The sequence below is a fragment of the Acidobacteriota bacterium genome (assembly GCA_012729555.1).
Classification (GTDB): domain Bacteria; phylum Acidobacteriota; class UBA6911; order UBA6911; family UBA6911; genus UBA6911.
In genome coordinates, this window is sequence record JAAYCX010000012.1 from 106,121 (window position 1) to 119,147 (window position 13,027).

A 13,027-nucleotide genomic window follows, 5' to 3' on the forward strand; every position below is an offset into this window, starting at 1 on the left:
AACTCCCGCACCCGGCAGGCGACGGGAAGGGTTGATCATAAGGCATTTTCGGGCGGTGAGTCAAATCGGATCGACATTACCGTTGACACCTTCCCGGAGCCCCCTATTATAACAGCGGAGGATCGCGGGCCATGAAAATCTGGATAGACGGCAGGTACTGCAGCCGGGAGGATGCCCGGGTCTCGGTGTTCGACCACGGCCTCCTTTACGGGGACGGGGTGTTCGAAGGAATCCGGGCCTACGGCGGCAGGGTCTTCCGGCTCCGGGAGCACCTGGAGCGGCTGTACCGGAGCGCCCGGGCGCTCCTGCTCGAGATCCCCCTGCCCCCGGAGGAGCTCCAGCGCACCGTCACCGCGGCCGTAGAGGCCAACGGCGCCCCCGACGCCTACATCCGCCTCGTGGTGACCCGCGGGGCCGGCGCCCTCGGCATGAACCCCCGCCTCTGTCCGAAGCCCTCCATCATTCTGATCGTGGACGAGATCCGGTTCTACCCCGAAAAATGTTACGCGGAGGGGATAGCGCTCATGACCTCCTCCCTGCGCAGGATCCCCCCCGCCTGTTACGATGTCCGGATCAAGTCGCTCAACTACCTCAACAACCTCCTGGCCAAGATCGAGGCCAACCAGGCGGGCTGCCTCGAGGCCGTCATGCTCAACCAGGAGGGACGCGTGGCCGAGTGCACCGGGGACAACATCTTCATCTGGTCGGGCGGCACGCTCAAGACGCCGTCCGCCATGGACCAGGCGCTCGAGGGGATCACGCGCGACGTCGTCCTCGGGCTCGCGGCCGCGGCCGGCATCCCGTGCGCGGAGGCCTCCCTGACCCAATACGACCTGTACACCGCCCAGGAGTGCTTCCTCACCGGCACCGGGGCCGAGCTCATGCCGGTGACGAAGATCGACGGGAGGACGATCGGGGACGGAAAACCGGGCCCCGTCACCCGCAGGATCCTCGGGCTCTTCCACGAGGAGGTCCGCAAGCCCTGACGGAGGGTCAGAAGGGCGAGCGGTGCTCGAGCGAGAGCGCGTCGGGCATCCGGGAAAAGTCGAAGTAGCGGTGCCGGACCCCCCCGGGGCCCACCTCCACCAGCCGCATCCCGCTCCCCCGGTCCCCGAACGGCATGGAGACCGGCCCGGTGACCGTCATTTCCAGATCTCCCGCGCGCCCGGTCGAATCCTGGTGGGCGTGCCCGGCGAAGACCTGCCGCACGCCGTACTCCCGGAGGAGCTCCAGCATCGGTTGTCTCCGCGCCGCCGGGATATTGGAGTAGCCGTCGGCCTCGCCGGCGTCGGCGACGAACCAGGGGTGGTGCTGAAAGACGATGACGTGCGGGGCGCCCGATTTCCGGGCCGCCGCCAGTTCCTCCCGGAGCCAGGCGGCCTGGCGCGCGTACTCGTCCGCCACCTTCCGCGGGGAGTGGATCAGGCCCGAATTCAGCACGATGCCGTAAACCGGGCCGGCGCGGAAGGAATAGTAGTCCCGGCCGAAGTCGCGCCGGTAGGCCGCGAGCGACTCGGGCGTCGGCTCGTGGCCGATGTCGTGGTTTCCGGCCACGAGGTGGACGGGAACGGTGATCCGGCTCGTGATCCGCTTGAACTCGCGCACCTGGTCCGGGTCCCCCGGCCTGTTCACCAAATCCCCCAGGATCACGACGAACTCCGGGCGGAGCCGGTTGACCGTCGCCGCCGCGAACTCGTAGTTGGCGGTTTCGCGCACGAAATCCCGGTCGGACGCATACATCCCCATCTGCGTGTCCGCGAGCAGGGCGAAATGGAAGGGGGGTTCCTGGCCGGCGCCCGGAACCCGCAAAAGAACACACAGCAGCGCGGTCAGGACCCATCTGGTTTTCATCATCACCCCCGTTGTGAAAGCTTTCGGAGAGCGGGCGGCGCCCGCTACCGCTGGATACGGGCGGACCCCCCGCGGGCGAACGCCCGCACGGAATCGAGCGTCGCCATGGTGGTGTCGCCCGGAAAGGTCGTCAGCAGCGCCCCGTGCGCCCAGCCGAGGCGCACGGCGTCCTCGGCCGGCTCCCCCGCGAGCAGCCCGTAGATGAAACCGCTGGCGAAGCCGTCCCCCCCTCCCACCCGGTCATAGACATCCAGCTCGCACGTCGGCGCGACGCACTCCTTCCCATCTACCCAGGCGACGGCCCCCCAGCCGTGACGGCTGGTCGAATGGACCTCGCGGAGGGTGGTCGCCACCGCCCGGACCCGGGGGAACTTCCTCCGGACGTTCCTGATCATGCCGAGGAACGCCGCCGGGTCGAGTTTGGACGCCCCCGCAGCCTCCGGCCCGGGGATGCCCAGCCCCTTCTGCAGGTCCTCCTCGTTGCCGATCAGCACGTCCACGTGCTCCACGATGCGGGCGATCACCTCGGCCGCCCGGCTCTCCCCCCCCCAGACGCCCCAGAGCTTCTGGCGGAAATTCAGGTCGAAACTGGTGGTCGCCCCCGCTTCCCTGGCCGCCCGCATTCCCTCGACGATGAGGGGGCCGGTGGACTCGGAGAGGGACGCGAAGATGCCCCCGCTGTGGAACCAGCGGACGCCGCCGGCGAAGATCTCCCCCCAGTCGAAATCGCCCGGCCCGAGCAGGGCCGCCGCCTCGTTGGAGCGGTTATAGAACACCACCGGCGCCCGCACCCCGTATCCCCGGTCGCTGTAGACCGTGGCCATGTTGGGGCCGTTGACCCCGTCGTGCCGGAAGGTCTTGTAGAACGGCCGGACGCCCATGGCCCGCACGCGTCGCGCGATCAGCTCCCCGATCGGGTACTCGACCATGGCGGAGACGACGGCCGTCTTCATCCCGAAGCAGTCGGAGAGGTTGGCCGCGACGTTGTATTCCCCGCCGCTCACGTGGATGCGGCACTCGGCGGCCTTGTGGAAGGGGACGATGCCCGGGTCGAGGCGGTGCACCAGCGCCCCCAGCGAAACCAGGTCGAAGGCGCCGCCCGGAAGAAGGTCGAGTCCGTCGTTTGTGGTCGTCTCCATGGTGTCGCGCTCCTCAGACCGAGTAGGCGGACGATGCGGTGTCGCCCCCCTGGCCGGTCCAGTTGGTGTGGTGGAACTCCCCGCGGGGCCGGTCGACACGCTCGTACTGGTGGGCCCCGAAATAATCCCGCTGGGCCTGCAGCAGGTTGGCCGGCAACCGCGCGCTGCGCAGCCCGTCGTAGTAGGCCAGCGCCGAGGACATGGCGGGGGCCGGGACTCCGTAGAGGGCCGCGGCCGCGACCACGCGGCGCCACCCCTCCCCGGCCCGGCCGACCCGCTCGCGGAAGAAAGGGTCGAGCAGCAGGTTCGCGAGGGCGGGGTTCTGCACGTAGGCGTCCCGGATCTTCCCCAGGAAGGCCGAACGAATGATGCAGCCGCCGCGCCAGAGCAGGGCGATGGCGCCGTAATCGAGCTTCCAGCCGTACTCCCGCGCCGCCTCGGCCATCAGGCCGAAACCCTGGGCATAGGAGACGATCTTGGCGGCGTAGAGCGCGGCCTCCAGGTCCCGCAGAAAATCCCCCCGGTCCCCGGAGAAGGTCCGCTCCGGGGCCGGGAGGAGGCCCGAGGCCTCCACCCGCAGCTCCTTCATGGCCGAAAGGCACCGGGCGTAAACCGCCTCGGTGATCAGCGTGAGCGGAACCCCCAGGTCGAGCGACGCCACCCCGGTCCACTTCCCCGTCCCCTTCTGCCCCGCGGTGTCGAGGATCTTGTCGACCAGGGGCGCCCCGTCCTCGTCCTTGCGGGCGAGGATGTCGCCCGTGATCCCGACGAGGTAACTGTCCAGGTCCCCCCGGTTCCAGGCGCGGAACACTTCCGCCATCTCCCCGGCGCCCATGCCGGGGAGATGGCGCATCAGCTGGTAAGCCTCGCAGATGAGCTGCATGTCGCCGTATTCGATCCCGTTGTGGACCATCTTCACGAAGTGACCGGCGCCCCCCTGCCCCACCCATTCGCAGCAGGGGGTGCCGTCCTCCACCCGGGCCGCGATCGCCTGCAGGACCGGCCGCACCCGGGGCCAGGCGGCCTCGGATCCCCCGGGCATGATGGAAGGCCCGCGCAGCGCCCCCTCCTCCCCCCCCGACACCCCGGTCCCGATATAGAGCATCCCCGCGGACTCGAGCCGGGCGGTGCGCCGGGCGGTGTCGGCGAAATGGGAATTCCCGCCGTCGATCAGGATGTCGCCCCGGTCGAGCAGGGGGACGAGCCGCTCGATCAGTTCGTCCACCGGCCTGCCCGCCTTCACCATCATCAGGATCCGGCGCGGGGATTCGAGCGGCCGGACCAGGGCCTCCAGCGTCTCCGCCCCCAGGAAATTCCTGCCCCGCCCCCTCCCGTCGAGGAACCGGGCGACGACCCCCTCTTCGACCCCCGGCACCGTGCGGTTGTGGACGGCGACGGTGAAGCCCCTGCTTTCCAGGTTCAGGGCGAGGTTCTCCCCCATGACGGCCAGACCTATGATTCCGATATCCGCCTGCACTTTCATACTGGACTCCGATCGATGCGATGGAACAGAAACGCCGTCCTCAGGACCCGGAGCGTTCGAAGCGCTCCCTCGACGCCCACAGCCCGAGGCCGGGGTTCGGGACGAAATAGACCTCTTCCCCGTCCGGCATCGTATGGTACCCCTCGGCGAGGGATCCCGGATCGTAGCGCCCGAGGGCGGCTTCCAGGCTGCCGTAACGGAAATGCACCCCCTCGACCTCCTCCCGCCGGAGCCCCCCGGGGCAGTAGGTGATCGAAAACCGCCCTTCCGAGGAACCATGGATGAGGTGGGCGGCGGCCGCGAGATTCCGCCCGAGTTCGCCGCCGGAGGCGACCTCCCCGAGGACGCGCTCCGTCCCCGCGTACCCGTAGCGCCGGATCAGACGGTCCATCCCGTCGTCCTCGCCGAACCGTTCGACGCCCGGGGCGATGACGAGCAGTTCCCCGCCGTCCTCGAGCGCCATGCGGGTCCGGTAGATGGCCTTGTTACCGAGCCAGGTGCTCTTGAACTCGGCGGGGTCGAGATAGACCACCGCTTTCCGGAGCGGCCGGTCGAGGATCCGGACGTTGACCTCCAGCGCCAGCGCCGACGCCCGGAGATGGCACTCCGGCTCGTCGCCGATGAAGAGCCCGCGCACGACCGGCTCCCCCCGCCCGCCGGCGCCCACCACGGTCAGCACGTACACGATCGGCAGGTGGCGGGCGAAGCGCTCGGACTGGTAATCGAACACCCGGCGCACCGGGGTGTCGGCCCGGCCCAGGATCCGCTCCATGCCGAAAACGGCGCCCAGGAAATGGGTCTTGTGGATCGCCTCGGCCCCCCCGGCGCCCACGAACACGTTCTTGTTGTACCCCGCCATCCCCGCCACCTCGTGGGGGACCACCTGGCCGAGCGAGAGGACGAGGTCGTGCCCCCCTCGGGCCAGGAGCCGGCTGACCTCGGCCGGGATGGCGTAGCGCACCCGCCCCCCCGATACCTCCGCGACAAAATCTTCGGGCACCGTCCCGAGGCTGTCCACGCCGCGGCGCCAGTCGTGTTCCCGGAAGAGCCGGGCGGGCGTCCGGCCGAACATGCGGGAGATCTCCCCCGGCGTCATCGGCCGGTGGGTGCCCAGGGCGGGGAGCACGTCCACGAGCGCCGGGCCGTAGTATTCGTAAAGGAGTTCGGTCAGGACCCCGGCCTGGGAATGCACGCGCGTGCAGTCGGGGGGGAGGGCCAGCACCCGCCTGCGGGGGCCCAGCCGGTCGAGGGCGCCGAAGAGCGCCTCCCTCAAATCCTCCCTTGAAAACACACGCCCCGAAGACCCGTCGCTCGCAAGTATCATGAAGTTTTCCTGCCCGGGGGCCCTCCCCCGCATCCGTCGCTTATATGTATCCGAGAACGCGCAGCCGGCGCAAGCGCGGATTTCCGCCCCCCGATCCGCCCGATGGCCGCCCGGGGCTGGAATCGATTGACTATTCAGCCCTTTTGGATTATTAAAGACTCGCGCCCCTTCATGCAGAGACCCCGACATGGCTTCGAAAATTCTGGCTGTCGATGACGACCCGCAGGTGGCAAAGCTGACAGTGCTGCTGCTCGAGGGGCTCGGGTACGAGGCGCTGGGCCTGACCGATCCCCGCCGGGCCCTCGACGCCGTCCGCTCCTTCCGGCCCGAAGCCTGCATCGTGGACCTCAACATGCCCTTTGTCTCCGGCTCCGACCTCCTCGACCAGATCAGGGCCGAGAGTCCGCACACGGAGGTCATCCTGCTCACCGGAATGGACGACACGTTGATCGCCGTCGATTTCATGAAGCGGGGGGCCGCCGACTTCCTCCTCAAGCCGATCGGCGCCGAGCAGCTGGATGTCGCCGTCACCAGGGCCCTGGAACACCGGCGCCTGCTGCTGGAGAACGCCGCTTACAAACAGGGCCTGGAGGCGCTGGTCGAGGAGCGGTCGCGGGCGCTCAACGAAGCGCTCTCCAACCTGGGCGAACTCCACGAGGCCACCATCGAAACGCTGGCGCAGGCTTTGGACATGCGCGACCAGGGGAGCGGCGGGCATTCGCGCCGGGTGGCCGACATGACCGTGGGGATCGCGCGCCACCTGGGGATCCGCGACGGGCAGCTCGTGCAGATCGAGCAGGGGGCGCTGCTGCACGACATCGGCAAGCTGCGGATCCCGGACAGCATCCTCTGGAAACCTTCGGCCCTCACCCCCGCGGAATGGGACACGATGCGGCGGCACCCGGAGTACGGGTACGAGTTCGTCAGCAAGATCGGATTCCTGAGGGGCGCGGCCGACATCGTGCTCTCCCATCACGAACGCTACGACGGCTCGGGGTATCCCCGCGGCCTCAAGGGGGACGAGATTTCGCTCGGCGCCCGCATCTTCTCCATGGTCGACACCATCGACGCCATCCTGTACGACCGCCCCTATCACCGGGCCTCCGCCTTCCCCGTCGCCCGGGACGAGATCCTCGGCAAAGCGGGCACCCACTTCGACCCCACCCTGGTCCGCCCCACTCTGGAACATCTGGAATCCTGTTTCCATAACCCCGGGCGGGCGCGCGGAGACGGGGAGGCCGCATCCAGGGAAAACAACGGAGGCCACCCATGACAGGAAAAGAAGCAGTGCGCCTGGCGGCGGGGCTCGCCCTGTTTTTTGCCGGATGGGGCCGGGCCGTGGAGGAGGGGGCGCGCGGGCCGGACCACGCCGGGTTCCGGGAGTGCGCCGAGTGCCACGCGCAGCAGGACGCCGCCTGGCGGTCGTCCGCCCACAACCCGGCCACCGGCTGCCTGCGGTGCCACGAACCGGCGGCGAATTCTCCGGGCAGGCTGGCCGCGGAGCCGGAGGCCCTCTGCTCCTCCTGCCATTCCCAGCGGGCCGTGCTCAGGGGAACGGGGGCCGAGGGGATCGAGGAGACCCGCAGCTTTCACTCCGGCGTCGCCTGCGTCTCCTGTCACATGACGGGCGGCGGCCACGGCATGAAGCTGCTCCGTCCCGACGACCCCGCCCTGCCCGAGGACCGGGTCGACAGCTGCACCGCGTGCCACAAGGACAACAACCGGAATACGCGCGCGCGCCAGCTCCGGGACTGGCAGGCATGGTATCGGGAAACCATGGAACCCCTCCAGGCGGGCCTGGCCGAAATCGAAGCGCGGATGAAAGATCGTCCCGATCTCTTCACCGACGAGGCCCAGCGGAAACTCTCCGGCGTCCGGCGCAACCTCGCGATCATCGAGCGGGACGGCTCCGCCGGGGCGCATAACCTGGACTATGCCCTGGAAATCATGGCTCTGGCCTCCCGCCGGCTCAAGGAGATCGGTGCGGCGACGGCTCCCGCCGGGCTCGGGGGACAGTGACCCACCGGCGATTCCTCACCTATCTCGAGCGTTTGAGGCCGATCCGGGGGCAGAAGCGGGCGACCGGGCAGCGGCTGCACCAGGGGGAGGAGGGGACGCAGAGGTTCTGGCCGAAGGTGACCAGGATGTCGTTGAGGCTGATCCAATGGCGCCGGGGGAGCTTCCGGCGCAGGGCGGACTCGGTCTCGTCCGGGGTCCGGGTCGCCACGTAGCCCCACAGGTTGCAGATGCGGTGGACATGGGTGTCCACGCAGATGCCGTAGTCCCCGAACCCCACGGTGAGCACCAGGTTGGCCGTTTTCCTCCCGACGCCGGGCAGCGCGAGCAGCCCGTCCATGGACCGGGGCACCCGTCCCGAATGCTCCCGTTCGAGGCGGAGCCCGATCGCGACGAGGTGCGCCGCCTTGGTACGATAGAAGCCGACGGGGTAGATCAGCCGCTCCACCTCCTCCCGAGCGAGTCCGGAGAGCGCCCGTGGAGTCGGCGCCCGCCCGAGCAGGCGGCGCGAGGCGGCCTCGGTCACCTTGTCCCTCGTGCGCAGCGAAAGGACGGTGCTGACCAGGGTTTCGTAGGGGCGGTCGACCGCCCCGTCGGCGATCACCCCCACCGCCGGGACTTTCCATAGAGGGAGTTCCCGCTTGAGCCGGGCCAGCACCCTGCCCAGCGTCCGCGTATCCATCCCTTTCAAGGAAGCGCCGGGATCTGGAAGACCGGACCGAGGGCCGAGCGTTTCGGGGCAAGGGCGCGCATGGAAGGCTCCGGGAGGAGTTCCAGGGGTTTGATCCCCGACGGGGGGAGGGTGGGGCCGTTCCAGGTCATCATGCCACCGGCGTTGTACACCCGCTCGTAGCCTTCGGACGCCAGGTAGTTCGCCGCGAAGGCCGCGCGGCCGCCGGTCCGGCAGTAAACGACGACGGCCCGGTCCTTCGGGATCCGGGCCGATTCCCGCATGAAGGGCTCGGGCCAGGCGAGGTGGTAGGGACGGCAGGAGTCGTTGCCGATGACGGCGTCGATTTCCTCGATCGTCCTCAGGTCGATAAGGATGAAGTCGAAAGCCGCCCCGCCGGACAGGAACCCCGCCAGCTGGCCCTGCGCCATCGGGCTGACGGCCGCGTGGCCCGCCGCAACCGCAAAAAGAATCAAAAGCAGGATCTTTTTCATGAAATGTCCCTCAAAAACCGCATTCTTGACCTGGATCAATCCCATCCGTCCCCCCTGTCTTCATTATTGCAGGTGTAGGGCGCAAAATAAACCCGCGGGTTGAGGATGCGCGATAACATGAAAAAGGAGGGGCGAAAATGAAGCGCAACATAATCCGGATCGACCAGGAAAAATGCACCGGGTGCGGCCTGTGCGTGTCGGGGTGTCCCGAAGGCGCGCTGCAGCTCATCGACGGCAAGGCGAGGCTGGTGGGAGACCTGCTCTGCGACGGCCTCGGCGCCTGTATCGGCCAATGCCCCGAGGGGGCGCTGACGGTGGAGGTACGGGAGGCGGAGGCGTACGACGAAATCCGGGCGCTGGGCAACATCGTCCCCCAGGGGCCGAACGTCCTCGCCGCCCATCTCAAGCACCTGAAGGACCATCGTCAGGAGGAGTACCTCCGCCAGGCCGTCGCCTACCTCGAGGAAAACGGGATCCCGTTCGACCCTCCCGCCGACAACGCCCCCGCCGCGCCCGCCGCCGGGTGCCCCGGGTCCCGGAGCGTAACCTTCGCACCCAGGAGAGAGGGGGAAAACGACGGGGCGAAACACCCCTCGAGGTTGACCCACTGGCCGATCCAGCTCCACCTGATCTCCCCGGCGGCCCCGCAGTACCGCGACGCCGACCTGCTGATCGCGGCCGATTGCGTCGCCTTCTCCCACGGAGACTTCCACCGGGACTTTCTCGAGGGGCGCGCCCTGGTCATCGCCTGCCCCAAGCTGGACGCGCGCCAGGAGGCCTACGCCGAAAAACTGACGGCCCTGATCGAGCAGGCCCGCTCGGTCCGGATTGCCATCATGCAGGTCCCCTGCTGCGGCGGCCTTCTCAACCAGGTGCTCCAAGCCGCCGCGCGGGCCGGGCGCAAGCCTCCCATGAGCTGCGTCGTCGTAGGGCTGGAAGGGGAAATCCTCCGCGACACCCCCGTGGAGGCGGGTGCGGCCTAATCCTCGAGGATGAAGGTGACCTTCAGCTGAACCCGGAATTCGGTCACCCGGCCGCCGTCGTCGACGACCACTTCCTGGTTTTCGATCCAGGCGGATTTGACGTTCTTGAGGGTCTTGGAAGCGCGGGCGACCCCTTCCCTGATGGCGTCTTCAAAGCTCTTGGCGGACGATGATTTGATTTCGGTAACGCGTGCGATGGCCATGAGAGGCTCCTTTTGATAGAGGATTGAGGGAAAAGCTATGGATCCCATTGTACCACAAAGCCCGCGCGCGCGTCAGGATCGGGGTGGCGCGGCCGGGTAGCCCAGAGCGGCCAGCGCGTGCGGGATCGAGAGGTATCGATAGGTCTCGCCGTATTTTTCCCCCCACCCGGCGTGCTCGACCAGGTCCCGCACCGGCCCCTTCATCCCGGCGAACGCGAAGCGGATCCCCTGGTGGGCGTACGCCTCCATGAGTTCCTCCAGTTCGTCGATCGAGACGGCGTCGATGTCGTTGACGCCCGAAAGATCGAGCAGGATCAGTTTCACCCCCGGACGCCCGGAGAGGTCCCCGGCCAGGCGGTCCTCCAGGAATTTCATGTTGGCGAAAAAGAGGGACGCGTCCGGCCGGAGAATCAGGACCTCGGGGTGGCGCTTCACCTCCGGGTAACGGAGGACGTTGCGGAACACCCCCTCGCTCTCGAGGTACCCGAGCTCGGCGGTGTGCGGGTGCGAACTGCGCCAGATGAAAAGCCCCAGGGAGAAGACCATCCCGATCAGGAGCCCCCGATCGAGCCCCACGCCCAGGGTGCAGGCGAAGGTGATCAGGAGGATCGCCCCGTCCGATTTCTTGATCCGGAAAAGGCGGATGGCGTCGCGGGCGTCGATGAGGCCGACGACGGCCACGATGATGACGGCGGCAAGGACCGCGTTGGGGAGGTGATAGAACAGCGGAGTCAGAAAGATGAGGGTGAGCAGGATGAGGGCGGCCGTGACCAGCGACGCCACCTGGGTGCGCGCGCCCGACTGGTGATTGACCGCCGTCCGGGAGAACCCCCCGGTCACCGGGTAGCCGGAGGAAAACGCGGCCGCCATGTTGGCCGCGCCCAGGCCGATCAGTTCGCGGTTGGGGTCCACCTTGTACCCCGACTTCGCCGCCATGTACTTGGCCACCGATATCGATTCCATGAAACTCACGAAGACGATGGCCAAGGCGTCCAGGAAGAGCTCCTGGATCGCCAGCGGGTTGAACGAGGGGAGCGACAGGGGCGGGAGGCCGCGCGGCACCTCCCCCACGGTCCGGATGCCGAGCTCCCCCCAGGTCCAGGTCAGCAGGGAGCCCGCGATGACGAAGAGGATGGCCGAGGGGAGCCGTGGATACATCTTCCGGAGCACTACCATCCCGGCGATCGAGGCGAGGCCGAGAACCAGGGTCGGCGCGTGGATGTCCCCCGCCCCGCGAACGATTTGCTCCAGCAGTTCGAAGACCGAATGCCCCCCGCCCCCTTCCACTCCCATCAAATGCCGGACCTGGCTCAGCGCGATGACCAGGGCGGCGGCGGCCGTGAATCCCCCGATGACGGCGTGGGAGAAGAAATTGATCAGGAAACCGAACCGGAGCAGGCCGGCCGCGAGCTGGAGGACGCCCACCATCAGGGCCAGCAGCAGCACCAGGCGCACGTATTCGGGGGAGCCCGGGGGCGCGAGGCGCGAGCAGGCGGACAGGGTGAGGAGCGAGGCCATCGCGACCGGGCCGACGGCGAGATGGCGCGAACTTCCCAGAAACGCGTAGACGGCGAGCGGGATCACCGAGGCATAGAGCCCGATGACCGGGGGCAGTCCCGCAAGCATGGCGTAGGCCATCCCCTGCGGCACCAGCATCACCGCGATCGTCAGCCCGGCGGCGGCGTCGGCGGAGAGATCCCCCCGGTCATAGCCCGGCAGCCATCCCCGGCGCCTGCGGGTGGAACGCGCCATGGTCACACTCCAGATTTCTCCAGGAAGCAGAGAAGCGCGAAAATCGCTGCGGCCACGACCGCCACCACCACCCAGGCGTTGAGCTTGAGGATCTCGGGAATCGTCCGGGCGCCGAAATCCCCCCGCTCCAGGACCGGTTTCTGCAGGGCGGGATAGGCTGCGGCGAATATCCCGGCCCCGATCAGGATGCCGAGAACGCCGCCGAACAGGGCGTCGAGCGACCCCTGCCCCACCGCCCCCGCCGCCGTCCCCGGACAGTAGCCCAGGATGCCGAAGCCGAGTCCGAAGATCAGCCCGCCCGGGACGATGGCGCCCATGGACCCCGGCTTGGGGTGGAGCCGGGCCAGGCCCAGGCTTCGGAGGGCGTGGACCCCGATCATCCCGGTCAGGACGGCGCTCAGCATGATCTTGACCACCGTAAAATCCTCGAAGAGCAGCTGCCCGATGATGACGTCGAACCGGGTCGCCCCCCCCCTTTGGAGCAGGAAGCCGAAACCGATCCCCAGGAGGAAGCCCAAAGTCAGCTGCAGCCCTTTCCTGCCATGTATCGCCTCGAGCATGCGCCCCCCTTTCAGAGCAGAACCCGGTAGATCAGCATCGCGGTGGCGATGCCGCCGGCGAAGAAGCAGACGACGGCGAGCCAGCTGCTCGCCGCCAGCTGCAGCGTCCCGCTGATGCCGTGCCCGCTCGTGCACCCCCCGGCCCAGCGGGCGCCGATTCCCATCAGAACCCCGCCCGCCAAGGCGACGCCCCAGCGGAGGAGGCCGCTGTCTCCCGCCGCCTCGCGCCACAGCGGCGGGACCCAGGCCAGTCCGAACCCCCCCGAAAGGAGGGAGGAGAGCAGCGCCCCCAGGACGATGCCCACGACGAGCATCCACTCCCAGTCGATCACCGGGGCGAACTGCCGGTAATAGGGCTTCTCGACGACCCCTTTTCCCCTGAAGGCCTTTTCGATCATCCCGCTGCTGCGCGCGAACGCGGTCGAACAGCCGATGGGCTTGTCCGAGAGCAGGAAAGCGAGCCAGCTCAAAACGCCGATGCCGGCCCCGACGGCGTAGGGCGACCAGCGTTCCATCGTCAGCCAATGCAGCCAATCCATGGCAACCTCCCGA

General features: G+C 68.3%; 14 protein-coding genes. 4 read left to right on the forward strand and 10 right to left on the reverse strand.

The window, feature by feature from the left end:
* The first annotated feature begins 131 nt into the window (after window positions 1-131).
* Window positions 132-986, forward strand: a complete 855-nt coding sequence (gene ilvE / locus GXY47_03415; protein NLV30181.1) for a branched-chain-amino-acid transaminase — start codon at window positions 132-134, stop codon at window positions 984-986.
* A 7-nt stretch (window positions 987-993) separates the two neighbouring features.
* Here the strand turns inward: ilvE and GXY47_03420 are convergent, their stop codons facing one another.
* The 4 genes from GXY47_03420 to GXY47_03435 are packed head-to-tail and all read right to left on the reverse strand — an operon-like array spanning window position 994 to window position 5,797.
* A complete protein-coding gene (locus GXY47_03420; protein ID NLV30182.1) occupies window positions 994-1,854 on the reverse strand; it encodes a hypothetical protein in 861 nt (286 codons plus the stop codon).
* A gap of 41 nt (window positions 1,855-1,895) precedes the next feature.
* Entirely contained in the window at window positions 1,896-2,990 is a 1,095-nt protein-coding gene (locus tag GXY47_03425; protein NLV30183.1) for a sugar kinase, read from the reverse strand.
* A 13-nt stretch (window positions 2,991-3,003) separates the two neighbouring features.
* Complete coding sequence (gnd, locus tag GXY47_03430) at window positions 3,004-4,473, reverse strand: decarboxylating NADP(+)-dependent phosphogluconate dehydrogenase (protein NLV30184.1); 1,470 nt, start codon at window positions 4,471-4,473, stop codon at window positions 3,004-3,006.
* A 40-nt stretch (window positions 4,474-4,513) separates the two neighbouring features.
* Entirely contained in the window at window positions 4,514-5,797 is a 1,284-nt protein-coding gene (locus tag GXY47_03435) for a DUF2088 domain-containing protein (protein ID NLV30185.1), read from the reverse strand.
* A gap of 187 nt (window positions 5,798-5,984) precedes the next feature.
* Here GXY47_03435 and GXY47_03440 point away from each other — a divergent pair, with 187 nt between their 5' ends.
* Window positions 5,985-7,070: a response regulator gene (locus GXY47_03440; GenBank protein ID NLV30186.1), complete on the forward strand. Its 1,086-nt coding sequence runs from the start codon at window positions 5,985-5,987 to the stop codon at window positions 7,068-7,070.
* Window positions 7,067-7,816, forward strand: coding sequence for a hypothetical protein (locus GXY47_03445; GenBank protein ID NLV30187.1), 750 nt, complete (start codon window positions 7,067-7,069; stop codon window positions 7,814-7,816). The genes GXY47_03440 and GXY47_03445 overlap by 4 nt, the downstream gene beginning before the upstream one ends.
* Before the next feature lie 19 nt (window positions 7,817-7,835).
* Here GXY47_03445 and GXY47_03450 read toward each other — a convergent pair whose 3' ends face one another.
* Both GXY47_03450 and GXY47_03455 read right to left on the reverse strand, forming a co-directional pair.
* Window positions 7,836-8,495 (reverse strand): endonuclease III, encoded by a 660-nt coding sequence (locus GXY47_03450; GenBank protein NLV30188.1) that lies wholly within the window; start codon window positions 8,493-8,495, stop codon window positions 7,836-7,838.
* 5 nt (window positions 8,496-8,500) lie between these two features.
* Window positions 8,501-8,914, reverse strand: coding sequence for a rhodanese-like domain-containing protein (locus GXY47_03455; protein NLV30189.1), 414 nt, complete (start codon window positions 8,912-8,914; stop codon window positions 8,501-8,503).
* A 200-nt stretch (window positions 8,915-9,114) separates the two neighbouring features.
* Here GXY47_03455 and GXY47_03460 point away from each other — a divergent pair, with 200 nt between their 5' ends.
* Entirely contained in the window at window positions 9,115-9,960 is an 846-nt protein-coding gene (locus tag GXY47_03460) for a 4Fe-4S binding protein (GenBank protein NLV30190.1), read from the forward strand.
* On the opposite strand, the gene GXY47_03465 is transcribed toward GXY47_03460, so the two are convergent.
* The 4 genes from GXY47_03465 to GXY47_03480 form a co-directional block, all read right to left on the reverse strand.
* The gene (locus tag GXY47_03465) at window positions 9,957-10,163 is read right to left on the reverse strand and encodes a dodecin domain-containing protein (protein NLV30191.1); all 207 of its coding nucleotides are present in this window, start codon (window positions 10,161-10,163) and stop codon (window positions 9,957-9,959) included. The genes GXY47_03460 and GXY47_03465 overlap by 4 nt on opposite strands.
* A gap of 72 nt (window positions 10,164-10,235) precedes the next feature.
* Window positions 10,236-11,915, reverse strand: a complete 1,680-nt coding sequence (sulP, locus tag GXY47_03470) for a sulfate permease (protein ID NLV30192.1) — start codon at window positions 11,913-11,915, stop codon at window positions 10,236-10,238.
* Window positions 11,916-11,917: 2 nt separating this feature from the next.
* Window positions 11,918-12,475, reverse strand: coding sequence for a YeeE/YedE family protein (locus GXY47_03475; protein ID NLV30193.1), 558 nt, complete (start codon window positions 12,473-12,475; stop codon window positions 11,918-11,920).
* Between the two features lie 11 nt (window positions 12,476-12,486).
* The gene (locus tag GXY47_03480; protein NLV30194.1) at window positions 12,487-13,014 is read right to left on the reverse strand and encodes a YeeE/YedE family protein; all 528 of its coding nucleotides are present in this window, start codon (window positions 13,012-13,014) and stop codon (window positions 12,487-12,489) included.
* Window positions 13,015-13,027 lie beyond the last annotated feature (13 nt).

Coding starts and splice junctions, on each gene's coding strand:
- GXY47_03435 (NLV30185.1), bottom strand. CDS start 5,797: ATGATACTTGCGAGCGACGGGTCTTCGGGGCGTGTGTTTTCAAGGGAG.
- GXY47_03475 (NLV30193.1), bottom strand. CDS start 12,475: ATGCTCGAGGCGATACATGGCAGGAAAGGGCTGCAGCTGACTTTGGGC.
- gnd (NLV30184.1), bottom strand. CDS start 4,473: ATGAAAGTGCAGGCGGATATCGGAATCATAGGTCTGGCCGTCATGGGG.
- GXY47_03450 (NLV30188.1), bottom strand. CDS start 8,495: ATGGATACGCGGACGCTGGGCAGGGTGCTGGCCCGGCTCAAGCGGGAA.
- GXY47_03420 (NLV30182.1), bottom strand. CDS start 1,854: ATGATGAAAACCAGATGGGTCCTGACCGCGCTGCTGTGTGTTCTTTTG.
- GXY47_03480 (NLV30194.1), bottom strand. CDS start 13,014: ATGGATTGGCTGCATTGGCTGACGATGGAACGCTGGTCGCCCTACGCC.
- GXY47_03455 (NLV30189.1), bottom strand. CDS start 8,914: ATGGCGCAGGGCCAGCTGGCGGGGTTCCTGTCCGGCGGGGCGGCTTTC.
- GXY47_03425 (NLV30183.1), bottom strand. CDS start 2,990: ATGGAGACGACCACAAACGACGGACTCGACCTTCTTCCGGGCGGCGCC.
- GXY47_03440 (NLV30186.1), top strand. CDS start 5,985: ATGGCTTCGAAAATTCTGGCTGTCGATGACGACCCGCAGGTGGCAAAG.
- sulP (NLV30192.1), bottom strand. CDS start 11,915: ATGGCGCGTTCCACCCGCAGGCGCCGGGGATGGCTGCCGGGCTATGAC.
- GXY47_03460 (NLV30190.1), top strand. CDS start 9,115: ATGAAGCGCAACATAATCCGGATCGACCAGGAAAAATGCACCGGGTGC.
- GXY47_03445 (NLV30187.1), top strand. CDS start 7,067: ATGACAGGAAAAGAAGCAGTGCGCCTGGCGGCGGGGCTCGCCCTGTTT.
- ilvE (NLV30181.1), top strand. CDS start 132: ATGAAAATCTGGATAGACGGCAGGTACTGCAGCCGGGAGGATGCCCGG.
- GXY47_03465 (NLV30191.1), bottom strand. CDS start 10,163: ATGGCCATCGCACGCGTTACCGAAATCAAATCATCGTCCGCCAAGAGC.